17 protein-coding genes are annotated in these 16,798 nt (G+C 72.8%); 9 read left to right on the forward strand and 8 right to left on the reverse strand.

Annotation, left to right across the window (positions count from 1 at the left end; translation table 11 throughout):
• Positions 1-32: 32 nt before the first annotated feature.
• Both SZN_RS01665 and SZN_RS01670 read left to right on the forward strand, forming a co-directional pair.
• The gene (locus SZN_RS01665) at positions 33-1,961 is read left to right on the forward strand and encodes an AMP-dependent synthetase/ligase (protein ID WP_007490908.1); all 1,929 of its coding nucleotides are present in this window, start codon (positions 33-35) and stop codon (positions 1,959-1,961) included.
• A 130-nt stretch (positions 1,962-2,091) separates the two neighbouring features.
• The gene (locus tag SZN_RS01670) at positions 2,092-3,228 is read left to right on the forward strand and encodes a sugar ABC transporter substrate-binding protein (RefSeq protein ID WP_007490909.1); all 1,137 of its coding nucleotides are present in this window, start codon (positions 2,092-2,094) and stop codon (positions 3,226-3,228) included.
• A 251-nt stretch (positions 3,229-3,479) separates the two neighbouring features.
• Here the strand turns inward: SZN_RS01670 and SZN_RS01675 are convergent, their stop codons facing one another.
• Both SZN_RS01675 and SZN_RS01680 read right to left on the reverse strand, forming a co-directional pair.
• Positions 3,480-3,719, reverse strand: coding sequence for a hypothetical protein (locus SZN_RS01675; protein WP_007490910.1), 240 nt, complete (start codon positions 3,717-3,719; stop codon positions 3,480-3,482).
• Positions 3,720-3,856: 137 nt separating this feature from the next.
• Positions 3,857-4,060 (reverse strand): cold-shock protein, encoded by a 204-nt coding sequence (locus SZN_RS01680; protein WP_007490911.1) that lies wholly within the window; start codon positions 4,058-4,060, stop codon positions 3,857-3,859.
• A 308-nt stretch (positions 4,061-4,368) separates the two neighbouring features.
• On the opposite strand from SZN_RS01680, the gene SZN_RS01685 reads away from it, so the two are divergent.
• A complete protein-coding gene (locus SZN_RS01685; RefSeq protein WP_007490912.1) occupies positions 4,369-5,217 on the forward strand; it encodes a menaquinone biosynthetic enzyme MqnA/MqnD family protein in 849 nt (282 codons plus the stop codon).
• A gap of 28 nt (positions 5,218-5,245) precedes the next feature.
• Here the strand turns inward: SZN_RS01685 and SZN_RS01690 are convergent, their stop codons facing one another.
• Entirely contained in the window at positions 5,246-6,904 is a 1,659-nt protein-coding gene (locus SZN_RS01690; RefSeq protein ID WP_007490913.1) for a hypothetical protein, read from the reverse strand.
• 207 nt (positions 6,905-7,111) lie between these two features.
• On the opposite strand from SZN_RS01690, the gene SZN_RS01695 reads away from it, so the two are divergent.
• The 3 genes from SZN_RS01695 to SZN_RS01705 all read left to right on the forward strand — a co-directional run bounded on the left by SZN_RS01695 (position 7,112) and on the right by SZN_RS01705 (position 9,727).
• On the forward strand, positions 7,112-7,846 hold the full coding sequence (locus SZN_RS01695) for a prepilin peptidase (RefSeq protein WP_007490914.1): 735 nt from the start codon (positions 7,112-7,114) through the stop codon (positions 7,844-7,846).
• A 68-nt stretch (positions 7,847-7,914) separates the two neighbouring features.
• On the forward strand, positions 7,915-9,114 hold the full coding sequence (gene mqnC / locus SZN_RS01700) for a cyclic dehypoxanthinyl futalosine synthase (protein ID WP_007490915.1): 1,200 nt from the start codon (positions 7,915-7,917) through the stop codon (positions 9,112-9,114).
• A gap of 7 nt (positions 9,115-9,121) precedes the next feature.
• Complete coding sequence (locus tag SZN_RS01705) at positions 9,122-9,727, forward strand: amidohydrolase family protein (RefSeq protein ID WP_007490916.1); 606 nt, start codon at positions 9,122-9,124, stop codon at positions 9,725-9,727.
• Positions 9,728-9,754: 27 nt separating this feature from the next.
• Here SZN_RS01705 and SZN_RS01710 read toward each other — a convergent pair whose 3' ends face one another.
• A complete protein-coding gene (locus tag SZN_RS01710) occupies positions 9,755-10,768 on the reverse strand; it encodes a chitinase (RefSeq protein WP_007490917.1) in 1,014 nt (337 codons plus the stop codon).
• 242 nt (positions 10,769-11,010) lie between these two features.
• Between SZN_RS01710 and SZN_RS01715 the strand changes: the two genes are divergently transcribed.
• Positions 11,011-11,706, forward strand: coding sequence for a demethylmenaquinone methyltransferase (locus SZN_RS01715; protein ID WP_007490918.1), 696 nt, complete (start codon positions 11,011-11,013; stop codon positions 11,704-11,706).
• On the opposite strand, the gene SZN_RS01720 is transcribed toward SZN_RS01715, so the two are convergent.
• Positions 11,693-12,031, reverse strand: a complete 339-nt coding sequence (locus tag SZN_RS01720) for a PASTA domain-containing protein (RefSeq protein WP_244313269.1) — start codon at positions 12,029-12,031, stop codon at positions 11,693-11,695. The genes SZN_RS01715 and SZN_RS01720 overlap by 14 nt on opposite strands.
• Before the next feature lie 85 nt (positions 12,032-12,116).
• A complete protein-coding gene (locus tag SZN_RS01725) occupies positions 12,117-12,695 on the reverse strand; it encodes a GNAT family N-acetyltransferase (RefSeq protein ID WP_078508355.1) in 579 nt (192 codons plus the stop codon).
• A 71-nt stretch (positions 12,696-12,766) separates the two neighbouring features.
• On the opposite strand from SZN_RS01725, the gene SZN_RS01730 reads away from it, so the two are divergent.
• Entirely contained in the window at positions 12,767-14,053 is a 1,287-nt protein-coding gene (locus SZN_RS01730; protein ID WP_007490922.1) for a geranylgeranyl reductase family protein, read from the forward strand.
• On the opposite strand, the gene def is transcribed toward SZN_RS01730, so the two are convergent.
• Both def and SZN_RS01740 read right to left on the reverse strand, forming a co-directional pair.
• Positions 14,054-14,680, reverse strand: coding sequence for a peptide deformylase (def, locus tag SZN_RS01735; protein WP_007490924.1), 627 nt, complete (start codon positions 14,678-14,680; stop codon positions 14,054-14,056).
• Positions 14,681-14,877: 197 nt separating this feature from the next.
• Positions 14,878-15,705: a C40 family peptidase gene (locus SZN_RS01740; protein WP_043727463.1), complete on the reverse strand. Its 828-nt coding sequence runs from the start codon at positions 15,703-15,705 to the stop codon at positions 14,878-14,880.
• Positions 15,706-16,429: 724 nt separating this feature from the next.
• Between SZN_RS01740 and SZN_RS01745 the strand changes: the two genes are divergently transcribed.
• Entirely contained in the window at positions 16,430-16,789 is a 360-nt protein-coding gene (locus SZN_RS01745) for an NADH-quinone oxidoreductase subunit A (RefSeq protein ID WP_007490928.1), read from the forward strand.
• Positions 16,790-16,798 lie beyond the last annotated feature (9 nt).

Below are 16,798 nucleotides of genomic sequence, written 5' to 3' on the forward strand. Positions count from 1 at the left end.
CCGCCGCTGCAAGCCCGCCGCAGGAGCCGCCCGTGTCCACCCCGCTTCCCTCGTTCGCCCCCTCCGCCTCCTTCGCCGACGCGCCCGGACCGGTCCTGGTGCAGCCGGAGACACGGCGGCTGGACGGTGCCGTACGGGAGGCGTACGTACGCCCGTTCGCGCCGCAGGTGACCCATGGCTCCCTCGCCGACCTGCCGTTCGACAACGCGGAGGCGGCCCCCGGCGCGGTGGTCCTCAGCCGCAGGGGCGAGGACGGGCGGTGGAGCGATGTGACGGCGGCGGACTTCGCCGGCCAGGTGTGCTCGGTGGCCAAGGGGCTCATCGCCGAGGGCCTGGTGCCCGGCGACCGGATCGCGGTCATGGCGCGGACCCGCTACGAGTGGACGCTCCTGGACTTCGCCGCCTGGGCCGCCGGACTCGTCACGGTCCCCGTCTACCCGACCTCCTCCGTCTTCCAGACCCGCTGGATCCTCCAGGACTCCGGCGCCGTCGCCCTGGTCACCGAGACCGCCGCGCAGGCGGCCGCGCTCGGCCCCGAACTGGACCGGGTGCCCGACCTGCGCCATCTGTGGGTGATCGACAAGGGCCACGTGGACCGGCTGGCGGAGGCCGGCGCGCACGAGCCGGACGGGGAGGTGGCCGTCCGCCGCGGGATGCTGGCGCCGGACACCCTGGCGACCCTCATCTACACCTCCGGCACCACCGGCCGCCCCAAGGGCTGCGCGCTGACGCACGCCAACTTCTTCGCCGAGGTCGACAACGCGATCGAGCTGCTCTACCCGATCTTCAAGGCGAGGACGAGCGAGGAGGCGTCCGTGCTGCTCTTCCTGCCGATGTCCCATGTCTTCGGCCGCATGGTCGCCGTGGCCTGCGCCCGCGCCCGGGTCCGCCTCGGGCACGCGCCCAGCCTGAAGGCCGAGGACCTGCTGCCGGATCTCGCCGCGTTCCGCCCGACCTGTCTGCTGACCATCCCCTACATGCTGGAGAAGGTCTTCAACTCCGCCCGCGCCAGGGCCGAGACGGGTGGCCGGGCGTCCTCCTTCGACCGCGCCGCCTCCGTCGCCGAGCGCTACGGGGAGGCCCTGGAGGCCCGCCACGCCGGCACCGGACCCGGACCGGGCGCGGCGCTGAAAGCGGCCCGCGCCTTCTACGACCCGCTGGTCTACCGGCGGATACGCAACGCGATGGGCGGCCGGGTCAAGTACGCGATCTGCGGCGGCTCCCCGCTCGGCCGGCGGCTCGCCTCCTTCTACACGGGCGCCGGCATCGAGATCTACGAGGGCTACGGCCTGACGGAGACGACCGGCGCGTCCACGGTGACCCCGCCCCTCCGACCCCGCCTCGGCACGGTCGGCTGGCCGCTGCCCGGCACCCGCGTGCGGATCGCGGCCGACGGCGAGATCCTGCTCGCCGGGGAGCATGTGCTGCGCGGCTACTGGGACCCCGCGGCGGGCGGCGTCGTCCCCGCGGCGGCGGACGGCTGGCTGGCGACCGGGGACATCGGCGCCCTGGACGACGACGGCTATCTGACGATCACCGGCCGCAAGAAGGAGCTGCTGATCACCTCCGGCGGCAAGAGCGTGGCGCCGGCCCCGCTGGAGAACTGGCTGCGCTCGCACCCCCTGATCTCCCAGTGCATGGTCGTCGGCGACCGCCGTCCCTACGTCTGCGCGCTCCTCACCCTCGACATGGACGGCGTCACCCACTGGCGCCGGATGAACGGCAGGCACCCGGTTCCCGCCGAACTCCTGGTGAAAGACCCCGACTTGAGGGCTATCCTGCAACGAGCCCTGGACGAGGCGAACAAGCTGGTCTCCCGACCGGAGTCGATCCGCCGCTTCGCGGTCCTGCCGGTCGACCTCACGGAGGCGGAGGGCCATCTGACCCCGTCCATGAAGCTCCGACGGGACGCGGTGGCACGGGACTTCGCCGCCGAGATCGAGTCCCTCTACGAGCGGTGACGCCCGCGTCCGCGTGTGCGTACCCGCACGGTCGCGGTCCCGCGACGACACCAGCTTGACGTGACAAGTCATATCCGCGTCGGCCGCCGCCACCCGGCGCGGCGACGCCTCCCGGCCCGGAAGGCAGGCAGTGAACGCTCGTACACCCCGCACCCCCGCAGTACGCCGTCTCCGCACCGCCCTCGTCGCGTCCGCCGCGGCGCTGTCGCTGACCGCGTGCGGTGCCGTCGACGGCCTCGGCGGCGCGGGCAGTTCCGAGTCGCCCGGGAAGGGCGACGACATCACCGTGGGGCTGCTGCTGCCGGACAAGCAGACGGCCCGCTTCGAGCGGTTCGACCGCCCGCTCATCACGAAGGAGGTCGCCACCCTCACCAACGGCAAGGGCAAGGTCGTCTACGCCAACGCCGAGGCCAGCACGGCGCAGCAGAGCAGACAGTTCCGGAAGATGATCGCGGACCGGGTGGACGTGATCCTGCTCGACGCCCTGAACTCCAAGGCCGTCGCGCCGGACGTGCGCCGGGCCAAGGAGGCGGGCATCCCGGTCATCGCCTACGACCGTCTCGCCGAGGGGCCCATCGACGCCTACGTCTCCCACGACAACGAACTCGTCGGCGAGGTGCAGGCCCGCGCCCTCGTGGAGGAACTCGGCCCCAAGGCCGAGAGCAGCAAGGTCGTGATGATGAACGGCGACCCGGCCGACCCCAACACGGCCCTGTTCAAGAGGGGCGCGCTCGCCCAGCTGAAGGGCGAGGTCAACATCGTCAAGCGGTACGACACCGCCAAGTGGGCGCCGGAGGTCGCCAAGGCCAACATGCGCGAGGCGATAGCGGCGATCGGCGCGTCCGGCATCGCCGCGGTCTACTCGGCCAACGACGGCATGGCGGGCGCCGTGATCGACGCGCTGAAGGAGGCCGGCGTCAAGGACATACCGCCGGTGACCGGACAGGACGCCAACCTGGACGCCGTGCAACGGGTCGTCTCGGGCGAGCAGTTCATGACCGTGTACAAGTCCTTCCTGCTGGAGGCGACCAACGCCGCGAAGATGGCCGTCTTCAAGGTGCAGGGGCGCGACATCGAGTTCGACGCCCTCACGCAGGACTCCGTCGACAGCCCCACCCAGCGGGACATCCCGGCCCAGCTGGTGACGGTGGTCGCGCTGACGAAGAAGAACATCGAGGAGACGGTACTGCTGGACGGCGTGTACACCGTCGACCAGATCTGCACCCCGGCCTACGCGGCCGACTGCGCCGCGATCGGTCTGAAGTAGCGCACCCCGCCCCCGCGGCCCGGCGCCCGAGCGCCGCCGGGCCGCGGTCCTCTGCGGGCGCGGGCTCCCCCACCGGCCCGGCGACGGCGTTCGGGCACCTCCCCGCGCGGGACCTCGCCGCGGGCGCCCGACGCCGGGAGCGGGAAAGTGCGCCGGGACCGGTGGCGCGGGCCCTCCCGGCCGCGGCACCAGCGCTGCGGCAGGCAGGGTCCGCCGGGGCGTCCCGAGCCGGTGAACCGTCCCGACACGCCCTAGCGGGTTCCGGACGGCGGTCGGCGGGCGATCAGGAACGCCTGCGCGACCGTCTCGTCCAGTGCGGGGTCCGGCTCGCGGACCGTGCGGGAGACGAGGGTGAAGCCGGCCTCCGCCAGCAGTCCGGCCATCCGCTCCGGGTCCCGGCGGCGGAAGGTGAGCGACAACAGCTCCGCGTAGTCCTCGGCGACGGCGTCGTAGAAGGTACGGGTCGTGGCGATGAAGTCGGCTTCGGTCATGCCGGGCGACCCTGCCGGCCCCCGGCGCCGCGGGGGCGCGCCGGGGAAAGGCAGGAGCCCCGCCGCCTTGCGGCGCGGGGCTCCTTGGGTACTGCACTCAGTTCCGGATCAAAGCACCAGGCTCCGAGACCGAACGATCAGACGGGGGTGACGTTCTCCGCCTGCGGGCCCTTGGGGCCCTGGGTCACGTCGAAGGAGACCTGCTGGTTCTCCTCCAGCGAACGGAAGCCGTTCGCGTTGATCGCGGAGTAGTGGACGAAGACGTCGGGGCCGCCGCCTTCCTGGGCGATGAAGCCAAAGCCCTTTTCGGCGTTGAACCACTTCACGGTTCCGGTAGCCATAAGCCCTCCTTGGGCCCAAAGGGTTGCCCTGCTCCAGAACCTGCAAGTGTGAAAACGAGTGCCGCACATCTGCATACGTCTGAAAACGACTAGAGCCCGCGGTTACATGCTCCGCAGGCTCTGTACTGCAAGGGAAACCAAACTGCAACTTGCGGCGAGCTTAGCACGCAGGCAGCCGAAAGCAATAGAGCTCAAGATCACGTCACCCGGACGTTTGAAGAGGGGTGTCCGGGTTGACCGAGAGGCTGAGACAGGGGTGCCACGACCCTGATGGCCGAACGGTACCCCATGGGGTCTAGTGTCGCGATGTGGACAATTCTCGCACCCGGCCGCGCGTAGGCCACATCCAGTTCCTGAACTGCCTGCCCCTCTACTGGGGCCTCGCGAGGACCGGCACGCTCCTCGACTTCGAGCTGACCAAGGACACCCCGGAGAAGCTCAGCGAGCAGCTGGTGCGGGGCGCCCTCGACATCGGGCCGATCACCCTCGTCGAGTTCCTGCGCCACGCCGACGAGCTGGTCGCCTTCCCCGACATCGCCGTCGGCTGCGACGGCCCGGTGATGTCCTGCGTGATCGTCTCCAAGGTTCCGCTGGACGAGCTGGACGGCGCCCGTGTCGCCCTCGGCTCGACCTCGCGCACCTCGGTCCGCCTCGCCCAGCTGCTGCTCGCCGAGCGCTTCGGGGTCCGGCCCGACTACTACACGTGTCCGCCCGACCTCAGCCTGATGATGCAGGAGGCGGAGGCCGCCGTCCTCATCGGCGACGCGGCGCTGCGGGCGAACCTGCTCGACGGCCCGCGCTACGGCCTGGAGGTGCACGACCTCGGCTCGCTCTGGAAGGAGTGGACCGGCCTGCCCTTCGTCTTCGCGGTCTGGGCGGCCCGCCGCGACTACCTGGAGCGCGAGCCCGCGATCACCCGCAAGGTCCACGAGGCGTTCCTCGCCTCGCGCAACCTCTCCCTGGAGGAGGTCGGCAAGGTCGCCGAGCAGGCGGCCCGCTGGGAGGCGTTCGACGAGCAGGTCCTGGAGCGCTACTTCACGACGCTCGACTTCCGCTTCGGCGGGCCGCAGCTCGCGGCGGTCGCGGAGTTCGCGCGGCGGGTGGGGCCGACCACCGGATTCCCGGCCGATGTGCGGGTGGACCTGCTCCGGCCGTGAGCGCGGCGGCGCGGTCGGGTGGCGGCGGTCAGACGCCCGGCCGGGCTGTGCGGCGGCGCCGCACGAACCAGCCCGCCGTCCCGAGCACGCCCGCCACCAGCCCGAAGACCGCCCCGGCCAGCAGGACGCCCGGGAACAGGGCCGACCAGAAGTCGGGCCCGTACAACGGGGCCAACTCGTCCTCCCGGACGGCGTCCTCCGCCGGGTACGGCGCGCCGGCACTGGTCGGCTCGTCCGTGCGGTCCGCCTTGTCGAGGAGGGTCATCAGGGCCCCGAGGCGGCTGCCCAGGAGCCGGTCGCCGGCCTCCAGGGCCCGCTCGTCGCCCTCCGCGACGGCGGCCGGCAGATCGGCGAGGCGGTAACCGTCCAGCCGCAGACCGAGGTTGAAGGCGCTGATGCGGCCGTCCACCGGGTCCGCGACCACATAGACGCCGTCCCTGCCCAGCTTGTCGCGGAGCGCCGCCGCGAAGACCGCCTCGCCGCCGCCGGACTCGTCGTCCGGCAGCTGCGGGACGAGCGCCATGAAGACCGGGCCGCCGCCCTCGGACCGGGAGAACGCCCGGATGCGGTCGTGCAGTTCCCGCTCCCGCGCGGAGCTCAGCACCGAGGGGGACTCCGGGTCCGCGTACACCGGGTCCTTCGCCAGACCGCCGGCCACCCGGTCGAGGCGCGCGTTGAGTTCGGCCGCCCGGGGCCGCGGCGACCAGCTCGACCTGGTCTGGTCGTAGACGACGGGGGCGGTCACGGTGATCGCGGCGACCGAGGCGAGGGCCAGCCCCACCACGGTCCAGCGCAGGGCGGGGCCCGCGGCGGGCACCTGGTTCCTCCCGCCGCCCTTCGCCCCCTTGCGGCCCTTGTTCCCCTTGCCCTTGCCCTTGGCCGGCCTGCTCTTCACGGTCCGCGCGGCGCCCTTCGGGCCGTCGTCGGCCGCCCCGGCCGCTTCCCGGGGCCCGGTCCCCGCGGCCCCGGTGGTCCGCCGCAGACGGAGCCACCAGCGGCGTACGTACGGGACCAGCGCCAGGATCAGCAGCGGTACGGCGACGACCAGCATGCCCGTGGCCGCGGACTGCTCGCTGCGGTCGGTGGAGTCGATGTACAGGTCGGGCTGCTCGGTGTCGCCGTCCCCGTACTTCGCGCGCGCCGCGTCCGCCCGCGCCGCGGCCCCGCGTTCCCCCAGCGCGACCACCTCGGCGAAGCGCTCGAAGCGGCGCAGCGCGCCGGCGTCGTGGGGGACCTCGTAGCGGGAGGCCGTCACGGCCTCGTCGGCCGGGGCGCGCACCCCGTACGCGCGGGCGTCCGCGACGGCCTCGCCGTCGACGAGGACGTACAGCCCGTCCCGGCCGAGCCGCTTGCGGACCGCGTCGAGCAGACCGGCGTCCCCGCTGCCGCTCGGCAGCACCAGCACGTACGTCGGTACGCCGGTGCGGGCGGCCGCCGCGGCGAAGGCGCGGGCGGTGGACCGCGGTATCTCGCGCGGGAGTTGGTCGGTCACATGGACCGGGTTCTCGCGCAGGCGGTCCGCGAGGTAGGCGGCCTGGGCGGCGGTGTCGGCCGCCGCGCGGGCCGGGGCGGCGGTGGCGGCCGTGAACAGCGTGACCAGGGCGCAGAGGACGAGGAGTACGTGTGCGGCACGGGTGCGTGTGCAACGCCGTCTCCCCACCGTGCCGTTCGCCGTGACCGTGCGCACGTCCGCCCACCCCCGTGACCTTCTGCCGATGCCGTCGGCGGCACTCTACTGAGTCCTTCACAGCTGCCAACCGGCGGCCGGAGCCCCCGCCCCGGCCGCCCCCGCCCGGCGGGAGGCCGGCCGACGCGCGGGGACGGCCCGCGGCGGCCTCGGTAGGCTCGGCCCGTCCGCGTGCCCGCCCCGCCTCCGCACTGGGGGACACCCGTCATGAGTACGGCCCTGCTGGTCCCGCTCGCCGCGCTCTGGGGCGCGGCGGCGGGGGCGCTGCTGCCCCGGGCCGCCCACCGGTTCTCCGTGCCGGAGGGGGAGGCGTGGCGGGAGCGGTGCCCCGGCGGCCACCCCTACCGGGCGCGCACCGGATGGGTCGGACGGGTCCGCTGCGGGCGGTGCGCGCCCGCGCCCAGTCCCGGCGCGGGCGCGATGGCCGCCGCCACCACACTGGTCTGCGCCGCCCTGGCCGCCGCCACGGACACCCGGCCCGAGCTGGCCGTCTGGCTGCTGCTGGCCCCCGTCGGCGTGCTGCTCGCCGTCGTCGACCTGCGGGTGCGGCGGCTGCCCGACGTGCTCACCCTGCCGCTCGCCGCCGCCGCGCTCGCGCTGCTCGGCCTGGTGGCGCTGGTGCCCGAGCACGCCGGTGAGTGGCCGACCTCCCTGGGCGGCGCCCTCGCCCTCGGCGGCGGCTACTTCCTGCTGTGGTACGTCAACCCCGGCGGCATGGGCTTCGGCGATGTGAAGCTGGCGCTCGGGGCGGGCGCGGTCCTGGGCTGGTACGGCTGGCCGACCGTGCTGCTCGGCACCTTCGCCGCCTTCCTGTCCGGGGCGGTGTACGGGGGCGCGCTGGTCGTCCTGCGGCGGGCCGGGCGCACGACGGCCGTGCCGTTCGGCCCCTTCCTGCTGGGCGGTGCGCTCGCCGGGCTGCTGGTCGGGGCGTACGCGGCCTGACGTCGGGGCGCGGGAGCGGCTGACGTACGCTGGTTCGGTCCGTATTCCTTCACGAAAGGGACGTCCCGGTGACCGAGAAGGCCGACCTTCAGTCCGTCCTCGACCGTGCCGCCGGGGGCGGGCGCATCACGCCCGGGGAAGCGCTCGTGCTCTACCGCGACGCGCCCCTGCACGCCCTGGGCGCTGCCGCCGACGCCGTACGCCGCCGCCGGTACGCGGGCACCGAGCACATCGCGACGTACATCATCGAGCGCAACATCAACTACACGAACGTCTGCGTGACGGCGTGCAAGTTCTGCGCGTTCTACGCCGCGCCCAAGGACAGGGCCAAGGGCTGGACCCGCGACCTCGACGACATCCTGCGGCGCTGCGCCGAGACCGTCGAACTCGGCGGCACGCAGATCATGTTCCAGGGCGGCCACCACCCGGACTACGGCGTCGAGTACTACGAGAAGCACTTCAGCGCCATCAAGGCCGCCTTCCCGCAGCTCGTCATCCACAGCCTGGGGGCGAGCGAGGTCGAGCACATGGCGCGGATCTCCGGGGTGCCGGTCGAGGAGGCCGTCACCCGCATCCACGAGGCGGGCCTCGACTCCTTCGCCGGCGCCGGCGCCGAACTGCTGCCCGCGCGGCCGCGCAAGGCCATCGCCCCGCTGAAGGAGTCCGGTGAGCGCTGGCTGGAGATCATGGAGATCGCCCACGGGCTGGGCGTGGAGTCGACGTCGACCATGCTGATGGGCACCGGCGAGACCAACGCCGAGCGCATCGAGCACCTGCGGATGATCCGGGACGTCCAGGACCGCACCGGCGGCTTCCGGGCCTTCATCCCGTACACCTACCAGCCCGAGAACAACCATCTGAAGGGCCGTACGCAGGCCACGCTCTTCGAGTACCTGCGGATGATCGCGATCGCGCGGCTGTTCATGGACAACGTCGCGCACATCCAGGGCTCCTGGCTGACCACGGGCAAGGAGGTCGGCCAGCTGTCGCTGCACTACGGCGCCGACGACCTCGGCTCGATCATGCTGGAGGAGAACGTGGTCTCCTCGGCCGGCGCCAAGCACCGCTCCAACCGGATGGAGATCATCGACCTCATCCGCAAGGCGGGGCGGGTACCGGCCCAGCGGGCGACGACGTACGAGCACCTGGTGGTGCACGACGACCCGGCCGACGACCCCGTCGACGAGCGGGTCGCCTCCCACATCTCCTCCACGGCGATCGCGGGCGGCACCGCCCACCCCGAGCTGAAGATCCTCGCCGCCAACTGACGCGCCCGTGCTGACGATCCACGCCGACTCCCGCGGCCGGGCGCTCGCCGTCGAGGGCGCGTGGATCGCCGCCGCGGGACCCTCGGCCGAGCTGACCGCCGCCCTCCCGGCGGCCCGGGTGCGCCGGTGGCCCGGCATCCTGACGCCCGGACTGATCAACCCCCACGGCGACGAGCTGCTGGAGGGGGCCTACCACCCCGATCCGCGCGAGGCCGACGCGCTGGGCACCGAGCCGCTGACCGGCGGCGCGCGGGCCGCCCTCGCCCCGGACGAGGCCCGCCGGGGAGCCAGCGCCCGGCGCGGGCTCCAGCGCATGCTGGCGCACGGCACCGTCGGTGTCGCCTGCGCGGACCTGCGCAGCCGTGCCGTGCGGGACGCGGTGCACCGCTCCGGCCTCGCGGTCGTCGGCCGGCCCGGCCCGCCCGGCGGCACCCCGGCCCTCGACCCGTACGCCTGCGGGCTGCCGGTGGAGTTCGCGGCGCCGAGGGAGCCCGGCTCGCCCGCCCGGTTCGCGGTGTTCGACGTGCGCGACGAGGCGGACCTGGCCGAGCGCGGCGCGGGCACCTGCGTGGCCACCGTGATCGCCGGACGGCTGGTCCACCGGCGGCGCTGAGGGGCCGGCCCCGCCCGGCGCGTCCGCTCAGCCGCTCAACGCCTCGGCGAACGCGCCCGCCTCCTGCCGCACCCCGCTGCAGTTCGTCGCCGGGTCGTCCGAGGACGCGCCCGGGGCGCACGGCCGGTCCCGGAAGCTCGCCCACACCGACACCCACCCGATCCCCTTCTCCGCGGCGAACGCCCGCACCTGCGCGGCGTCCTGGAGCGTGAACGTCTCGCCGCCCACGTCGTTGACGCCGAGCATCGACGTCAGGGCCAGCGCCTTCCACGCCGTCGCGTCCGACGTGCCGAAGATCCTCCGCAGCTGGGCGTGGGCGGCCCGCGCGGCGGCGAGGGCGTAGTCGCCCATGTCGCCGTCGTAGGACTCGGCGTAGTTCATCGTCATGATGTTGACCGTCGAGACCTGTACGTCGGCCCGGTTGGCCGAGGCCAGCAGCGCCAGAGCCGCCGCGTCGAGGCCGTCGGGCATCACCGGCAGGGTGAAGGAGACCTGGAGGCCGGGGCGCTCCCGCTGGAGCAGGGCGATCGCCTCGGAGCGCAGGGCGAGGGAGGCGGAGTCGGTCAGCGCCTCGCCCTCGATGTCGAAGTCGGCGCGCGTGGCGCCCGCCGCGTCCAGCGCCTCGCCGTACGCCCGCGCTAGCGCGGGCGCGCTGTCGCACGTCGCCGCCAGTTCCGTCCCGGCGGCGCCTCCGAAGGAGACCCGGACGGCGGCCCCGCCGTCGGTCAGCGCGCGGACCCGGGAGACGGCGGCCGCGTCGGTGACCGCGGTGACGCCGTGCCACAGCGGGGTGCACGCGCTGCCGTCCGAGATGACGAAGGCCAGGTTGTAGACCGCCGGGGACCCCGCGGAGTCCAGTCCGGAGGCCCGGGTGGCGTTGACGTAGGGGGCGTAGGAGGTGCCGGGGGAGCCGCTGCCTGACGAGGGCGCGGCCGTCGCCGGGGGCGCGGCGTCCGCCCCGCCGGACGGCGCCGAGCAGGCCGTCGTCAGCGCGAGCAGACCCGCGAGCAAGGCCGCCGCCGGCCCTGGATACCTGTGCATACCGGCAAACCTCTCACCCCCGCGCGCGCCCGGTGGCGACTCCCGGAGAAGCGGCGGACTCGGGCGCCACACCTGGTATCCGCCTCCGGGGAAAGGCTGTTGGGCTCAGGAGGCGTCCCGGTGCCGGTGCCGGGGGAGGGGGGAGGGGGAGGGCCGGGGCCGGTAGCGGGGGTGGGGGAGGAGGCTGCCGCGCGGCGGGAGCCGAGGCGCCCGCCGTCGGGGCGTCCTGCCACAATGGGGGCGTGACCCGCGCATCCCTGGACAAGCAGCCGCACGAAGTCGCTTCGATGTTCGACAACGTGGCGGAACGGTACGACCTGACCAACGACGTCCTCTCGCTGGGCCAGGACCGCAGATGGCGCACGGAGGTCGCGCGGGCCGTGGACGCCCGCCCGGCGCAGAAGGTCCTGGACCTCGCCGCGGGTACCGCCACCTCGTCGCTGCCCTTCGCGCGGACCGGCGCGTACGTCGTGCCCTGCGACTTCTCGCTCGGCATGCTCCAGGTCGGCAAGCGCAAGCACCCCTGGCTGCCGCTCACGGCGGGCGACGCGACCCGGCTGCCGTTCAAGGACGACACCTTCGACGCGGTGACGATCTCCTTCGGGCTGCGCAACGTCCAGGACTTCGACACCGCGCTGCGCGAGATGCACCGGGTCACGCGGCCCGGCGGCCGGATCGTCATCTGCGAGTTCTCGCACCCGACGTGGGCGCCCTTCCGCACGGTCTACACCGAGTACCTGATGCGGGCCCTGCCGCCGGTCGCGCGCGCGGTCTCCTCCAACCCGGAGGCGTACGTCTACCTCGCCGAGTCCATCCGCGCCTGGCCCGACCAGCCGGCCCTCGCCGGGCGGCTGCGCGAGGCGGGCTGGTCGAAGGTGGCGTGGCGCAACCTGACGGGCGGGGTCGTGTCCCTGCACCGCGGGTTCAAGCAGGACTGACCGCCGGACGGGGGTCGCCGGGCTCGTCCAGTTCGCGCGGCACCCCGCCCGAGGGCGGTCGCGGTGTCCGCGGCTCGCGCACCCCTCCGCCGCCCTCGCCCTCGCCGAGGTCGAACCAGACGTAGACCATCGCGTCCCGCGGGACCTCGGCACCGGGCGGGGGGTACTGGCGTACGACGTACTCCACGACCGTGCGCGGGAAGTCGGTCCGGTCGGGCGCCGTCAGGACCAGGCCGTGGGACGACGCCGCCTCGCGTGCGTCCACGGCCATCAGTCCGACGAGCCTCGGTACGCGCACCTCGTGCGTTCCGGGTGGTATGCCCACAGATGTCACCCCCAGCCGTACCGGCAGGGTAACCGCTCGGAGGTGCCGTCCGGAAGCGTCGTGCCGTTCCGCGACAGCCGCTCGCTCAGGGTGACGGTGCCGCCGCCTCCTGCGCGCCGCGGGCGGGCGCGGCCAGGTCGAGCCGGTAGCAGTGCCCCTCGTGCCGGCTGTCCGGGGTCCTGAACACCTCGGCGAGCCGCATCCCGAGCCGCCGAGTCACGGCGATCGAGCGGGTGTTGCGGGCGTCGACCATCGCCACCACGCCCGGCACCCCGGCCGCCCGCACCCGCTCCAGCGTCAGCCGCGAGGCCGCCGTGACATACCCCCGGCCCCAGTGCTCGCGTCCCAGCCGCCAGCCGATCTCGATCTCGCCCGCGGGCCCCCACTCCCGCTCCCAGGGCTGGGCGCCGGTGAAGCCGATGACCCGGCCGTCCTCGTCGAGCACGGTCCACAGGCAGTACCCGCGCTCGGCGTCGTGCCGGCGCTGGCGGGCGGTGAGTTCCTCGTAGACGGAGAGCTCCGCGGCGCGTCCGCCGTGGAACTCCATGACGTCCGGGTGGGCGAACGCCCGGTGCCAGGCGATCGCGTCCTCGTCGGTGGGTACACGCAGCCGTACCACGGGGAGAGCTCGGTTCACAGGGCAGCCCTTCAGCCGGGTGATCAATTCTGCTGAATAGACTGCCCGTGTCCAGTGCCGGTCGGCACGCACATTTCGAACCTTGGGGAGATCCCGCCGTGACCGAGCCCCTCTCCGAAAACACCGCCGATGTCATCGTCGTCGGCGCGGGCCCAGCCGGCTCCACCACCGCGTACCACCTCGCCAAGGCCGGACTCGACGTACTGCTCCTGGAGAAGACCGAGTTCCCGCGCGAGAAGGTCTGCGGCGACGGGCTGACCCCGCGGGCCACCAAACAGCTCGTGGCCATGGGCATCGACATCTCCGAGGAAGCGGGCTGGCTGCGCAACAAGGGCCTGCGGATCATCGGCGGCGGGGTGCGCCTCCAGCTGGACTGGCCGGATCTGGCCTCCTTCCCCGACTACGGCCTCGTCCGCAAGCGCGACGACTTCGACGAGCAACTCGCCCGCCAGGCACAGAAGGCGGGCGCCCGCCTCTACGAGCGCTGCAACGTCGGCGCCCCGGTCGTCGACGAGCGCACCGGCCGGATCACGGGCGTGCACGCCAAGCTGGGCGAGGAGAAGCGCCCGGTCACCTTCCACGCCCCGCTGGTCGTGGCCGCCGACGGCAACTCCACCCGCCTGTCGCTGGCGATGGGCCTGCACCGCCGCGAGGACCGTCCGATGGGCGTCGCGGTCCGCACGTACTTCACCTCGCCCCGCCACGACGACGACTACCTGGAGTCCTGGCTGGAGCTGTGGGACCGCCGCGGCCCCGGCGAGGACCGCCTGCTGCCGGGCTACGGCTGGATCTTCGGCATGGGCGACGGCACCTCCAACGTGGGCCTCGGCGTGCTCAACACCTCCGACTCCTTCAAGGAGCTGGACTGGCGCGAGGTGCTCAAGGCGTGGTGCGCCTCGATGCCGGAGGACTGGGGCTACACACCGGAGAACATGACCGGGCCCATCCGCGGCGCCGCGCTCCCCATGGCCTTCAACCGCCAGCCGCACTACACCAAGGGCCTGCTGCTGGTCGGCGACGCCGGCGGCCTGGTGAACCCCTTCAACGGCGAGGGCATCGCCTACGCCATGGAGTCCGGCCAGATCGCCGCCGACGTCATCGTCCAGGCCCACGCCCGCTCGACCCCCGCGGGACGCGAGCTGGCGCTCCAGCGCTACCCGCGCGTCCTGAAGGACACCTACGGCGGGTACTACACGCTGGGCCGCGCCTTCGTGAAGCTCATCGGCAACCCGAAGGTCATGAAGATCGCGACCCAGCGCGGCCTGACGCACCCCCTGCTGATGAAGTTCACGCTCAAACTGCTGGCGAACCTCACGGACCCGACCGGCGGCGACGCGATGGACCGCGTCATCAACGGCCTCAGCAAGGTGGCTCCGAAGGCCTGATCAGGCGCTCAGCGCCGCGATGTTGGCGGCCCGGCGGGCGAGCACGTCCGCCCGCCGGGCCGCCATCTGCTCCAGCGCGTCCCGACGCCCGCGCCGGGAGAGCCGGTCCAGGTAGACGTGCCCGCCGCAGTGGTCCGTCTCGTGCTCCAGACACCGCGCGAAGTAGCCGGTGCCCTCGATCACGAGCGGCCGGCCGTCCTTGTCGAGGCCGCGCACCACGGCCCGGTCCGGGCGGGGCACCTCCATCACCGCGCCGGGGACGGACAGGCATCCCTCGCTGTCGTCGAGGAGCCGCCTGCGCGGCACGCCGAGCGGATCCAGCACCGGGTTGACGATGTGCCCGACGTGCCGGGCCCCGTCGTCGTCCGGGCAGTCGTACACGAACAGGCGCAGATCCACCCCGACCTGGCCGGCCGCGAGCCCGGCCCCGTCGGCGATGTACATGGTCAGGAACATGTCGTCGATCAGTGCCGCGAGATCGGGCCCGAACTCGGTGACGTCCCGGCACGGCTTGTGCAGGATCTGCTCACCCACCTCGGTGATCCGGCGCACCGACCCGCGCCGGGCCTCCGGCGCGAGCGGCGGATACGACTCGACGGGCCTTCCCTGGACGAACACACTCGGCATGGCTGTCTCTCCCTGTGCTGATGTCTCGCTGGAGGCGACAGGGACACGGCCCGCGCGGTCCGCGGGCCGTCCCCGCCGCCGGGGACGAGGACACCAGATCACAGGAGGCGGCCGGGGAGAAGACAGCGCTCCGGCCGGGGACGCGTCAGGGCCGCGGCCCCCGGGCGGCCGCGGCCCTCACGTCCGGTGCGCGGGGGTCAGAGGACCCGTACGGCGCCCGTCGCCGGGAAGCCCGAGAGCTGCTGGATGACGACCCCCTTGGAGGGGTTCGCCGCGTCCAGGTACTGGCCGTTGCCGATGTAGACACCCGTGTGGTACGCCGAGCCCTTGGCGCCCCAGTAGAGGATGTCGCCGACCTGGAGGCCGGACAGCGACACCTCGGTGCCGGCGGTCGACTGGTCCTGGGAGACGCGCGGCAGGCTGACGCCGACCTGGCGGAAGGCGGCCTGGACCAGGCTGGAGCAGTCCCACGCGCTGGGCCCGGTCGCGCCGAGGACGTAGGCGTCGCCGACCTGCGCCTTGAGGAAGGCGATGACCGAGGAGACGTTGCCGCCGGAAGGGGCGGACGTGTCCGAACCCGCCGGCAAGGACGGCGTGGTCCGCGCGGAGCCGCGCGAGGCGGCGGTCTCCGCCGCGGCCTTGCGCGCCGCTTCGGCCTTCTTCTTCGCGGCGGCGGCCTTCTTGGCGGCCGCGAGGTCCTTCCCGGCCTCCCTGGCCGCGGCGGCGGCCGCGGCGTCACGCGCGGCTTCGAGTTCGTAGTGCGCCGCGGCCAGCTCGGTGGCGGCCACGGACTGGGTGAGCTCGCCCGCCAGGTCACCCGTGAGGGTGGGCAGTTCGAGGGTCCGCGTCACCGGCTCGGAGGCGTTCGCCGTGGCCGCGGCACCCGTCGCCGCCATGCCGAGGACACCGCCGGCGACTCCGGCGCGCATCGCGAGGGTCGTCCTCGCGCTGCGGCGGGGCTTTCGGTGGCTGCGTATCTGAGCGGTGTGGGACATGGGAACAACCGGTATCAGGGGCTCCTCCATACCTACAAGCAACGTGGGCTCCACCACAGTTGTTCAGGCGAGGCCCCAAATTCCCGCCGCGCGGGCCTTTATTGACGCCCTAACGGACATTACGGACGGTCATCGTCCTGCCCGTGATCACGGCCTTTCATCATTAAGTCCGAATTGCCCATCGCTTACCGCCGGTTGGGACCGGTGGCCAAGCGCGGTTCTCATGGATCTCTCATCGATGTGGCAGAGGTCACGCAACGGTCACGGGGGCGTGTGCGTCCCGTGTGCGCGCCCCGGTCGTCGTGTCGCTCGTGAACGCGTGCACGCGTCCGGGCGTCCACATTCCGCCCTCCGGCTCCCTCCGAGGTGTGAACGGAGTCCTCTATCAAGACATCCGGTCCAACTCCAATTTGCACGCAAGAGAAGTCTCTTGATATGGAGACGACCCCTCTGGCCTGCGGCGACGAGTGAAAATGTCACCTCTGGTGATCACTCGGACGCTTCTCGTGCGAAGATCACCGCTCATCCGGCTTCATGATCCTTCGTCAGGTGGTGGAGATCACAAAGCTTGTGCAATACCCCGTGTCGCAGATCACAGAGCGTCGGGCATAGGATGCGAGGCAGTTGGGCTTGTGACCTGCTTCACATGTTCTCGATCTTCGCCGGGACGAGCGGGGCTCGTGGGATCGGTGGGGCGGCTGTGAGCCCAGTGCAACCGCCAGCAGTCAGTGCCGACTGAGAGGAGCGAGGAGCGGTGAACGCGTATGCGCCCATCCTCGTACTGGGAGCCCTCGGGGCAGGCTTTGCGATCTTCTCCGTGGTCATGGCCACGCTGATCGGTCCGAAGCGGTACAACCGGGCCAAGCTCGAGGCCTACGAGTGCGGCATCGAGCCGACCCCCACGCCGGCCGGCGGCGGGCGCTTCCCGATCAAGTACTACCTGACGGCGATGCTCTTCATCATCTTCGATATCGAGATCGTCTTCCTCTACCCCTGGGCCGTCACCTTCGACGCCCTGGGGCTTTTCGGGCTCGTGGAGATGCTGCTCTTCGTGCTCACCGTCTTCGTCGCGTACGCGTACGTATGGCGGCGCGGCGGCCTGGAATGGGACTGAGGGGCCTTT

The organism is Streptomyces zinciresistens K42, assembly GCF_000225525.1.
Classification (GTDB): domain Bacteria; phylum Actinomycetota; class Actinomycetes; order Streptomycetales; family Streptomycetaceae; genus Streptomyces; species Streptomyces zinciresistens.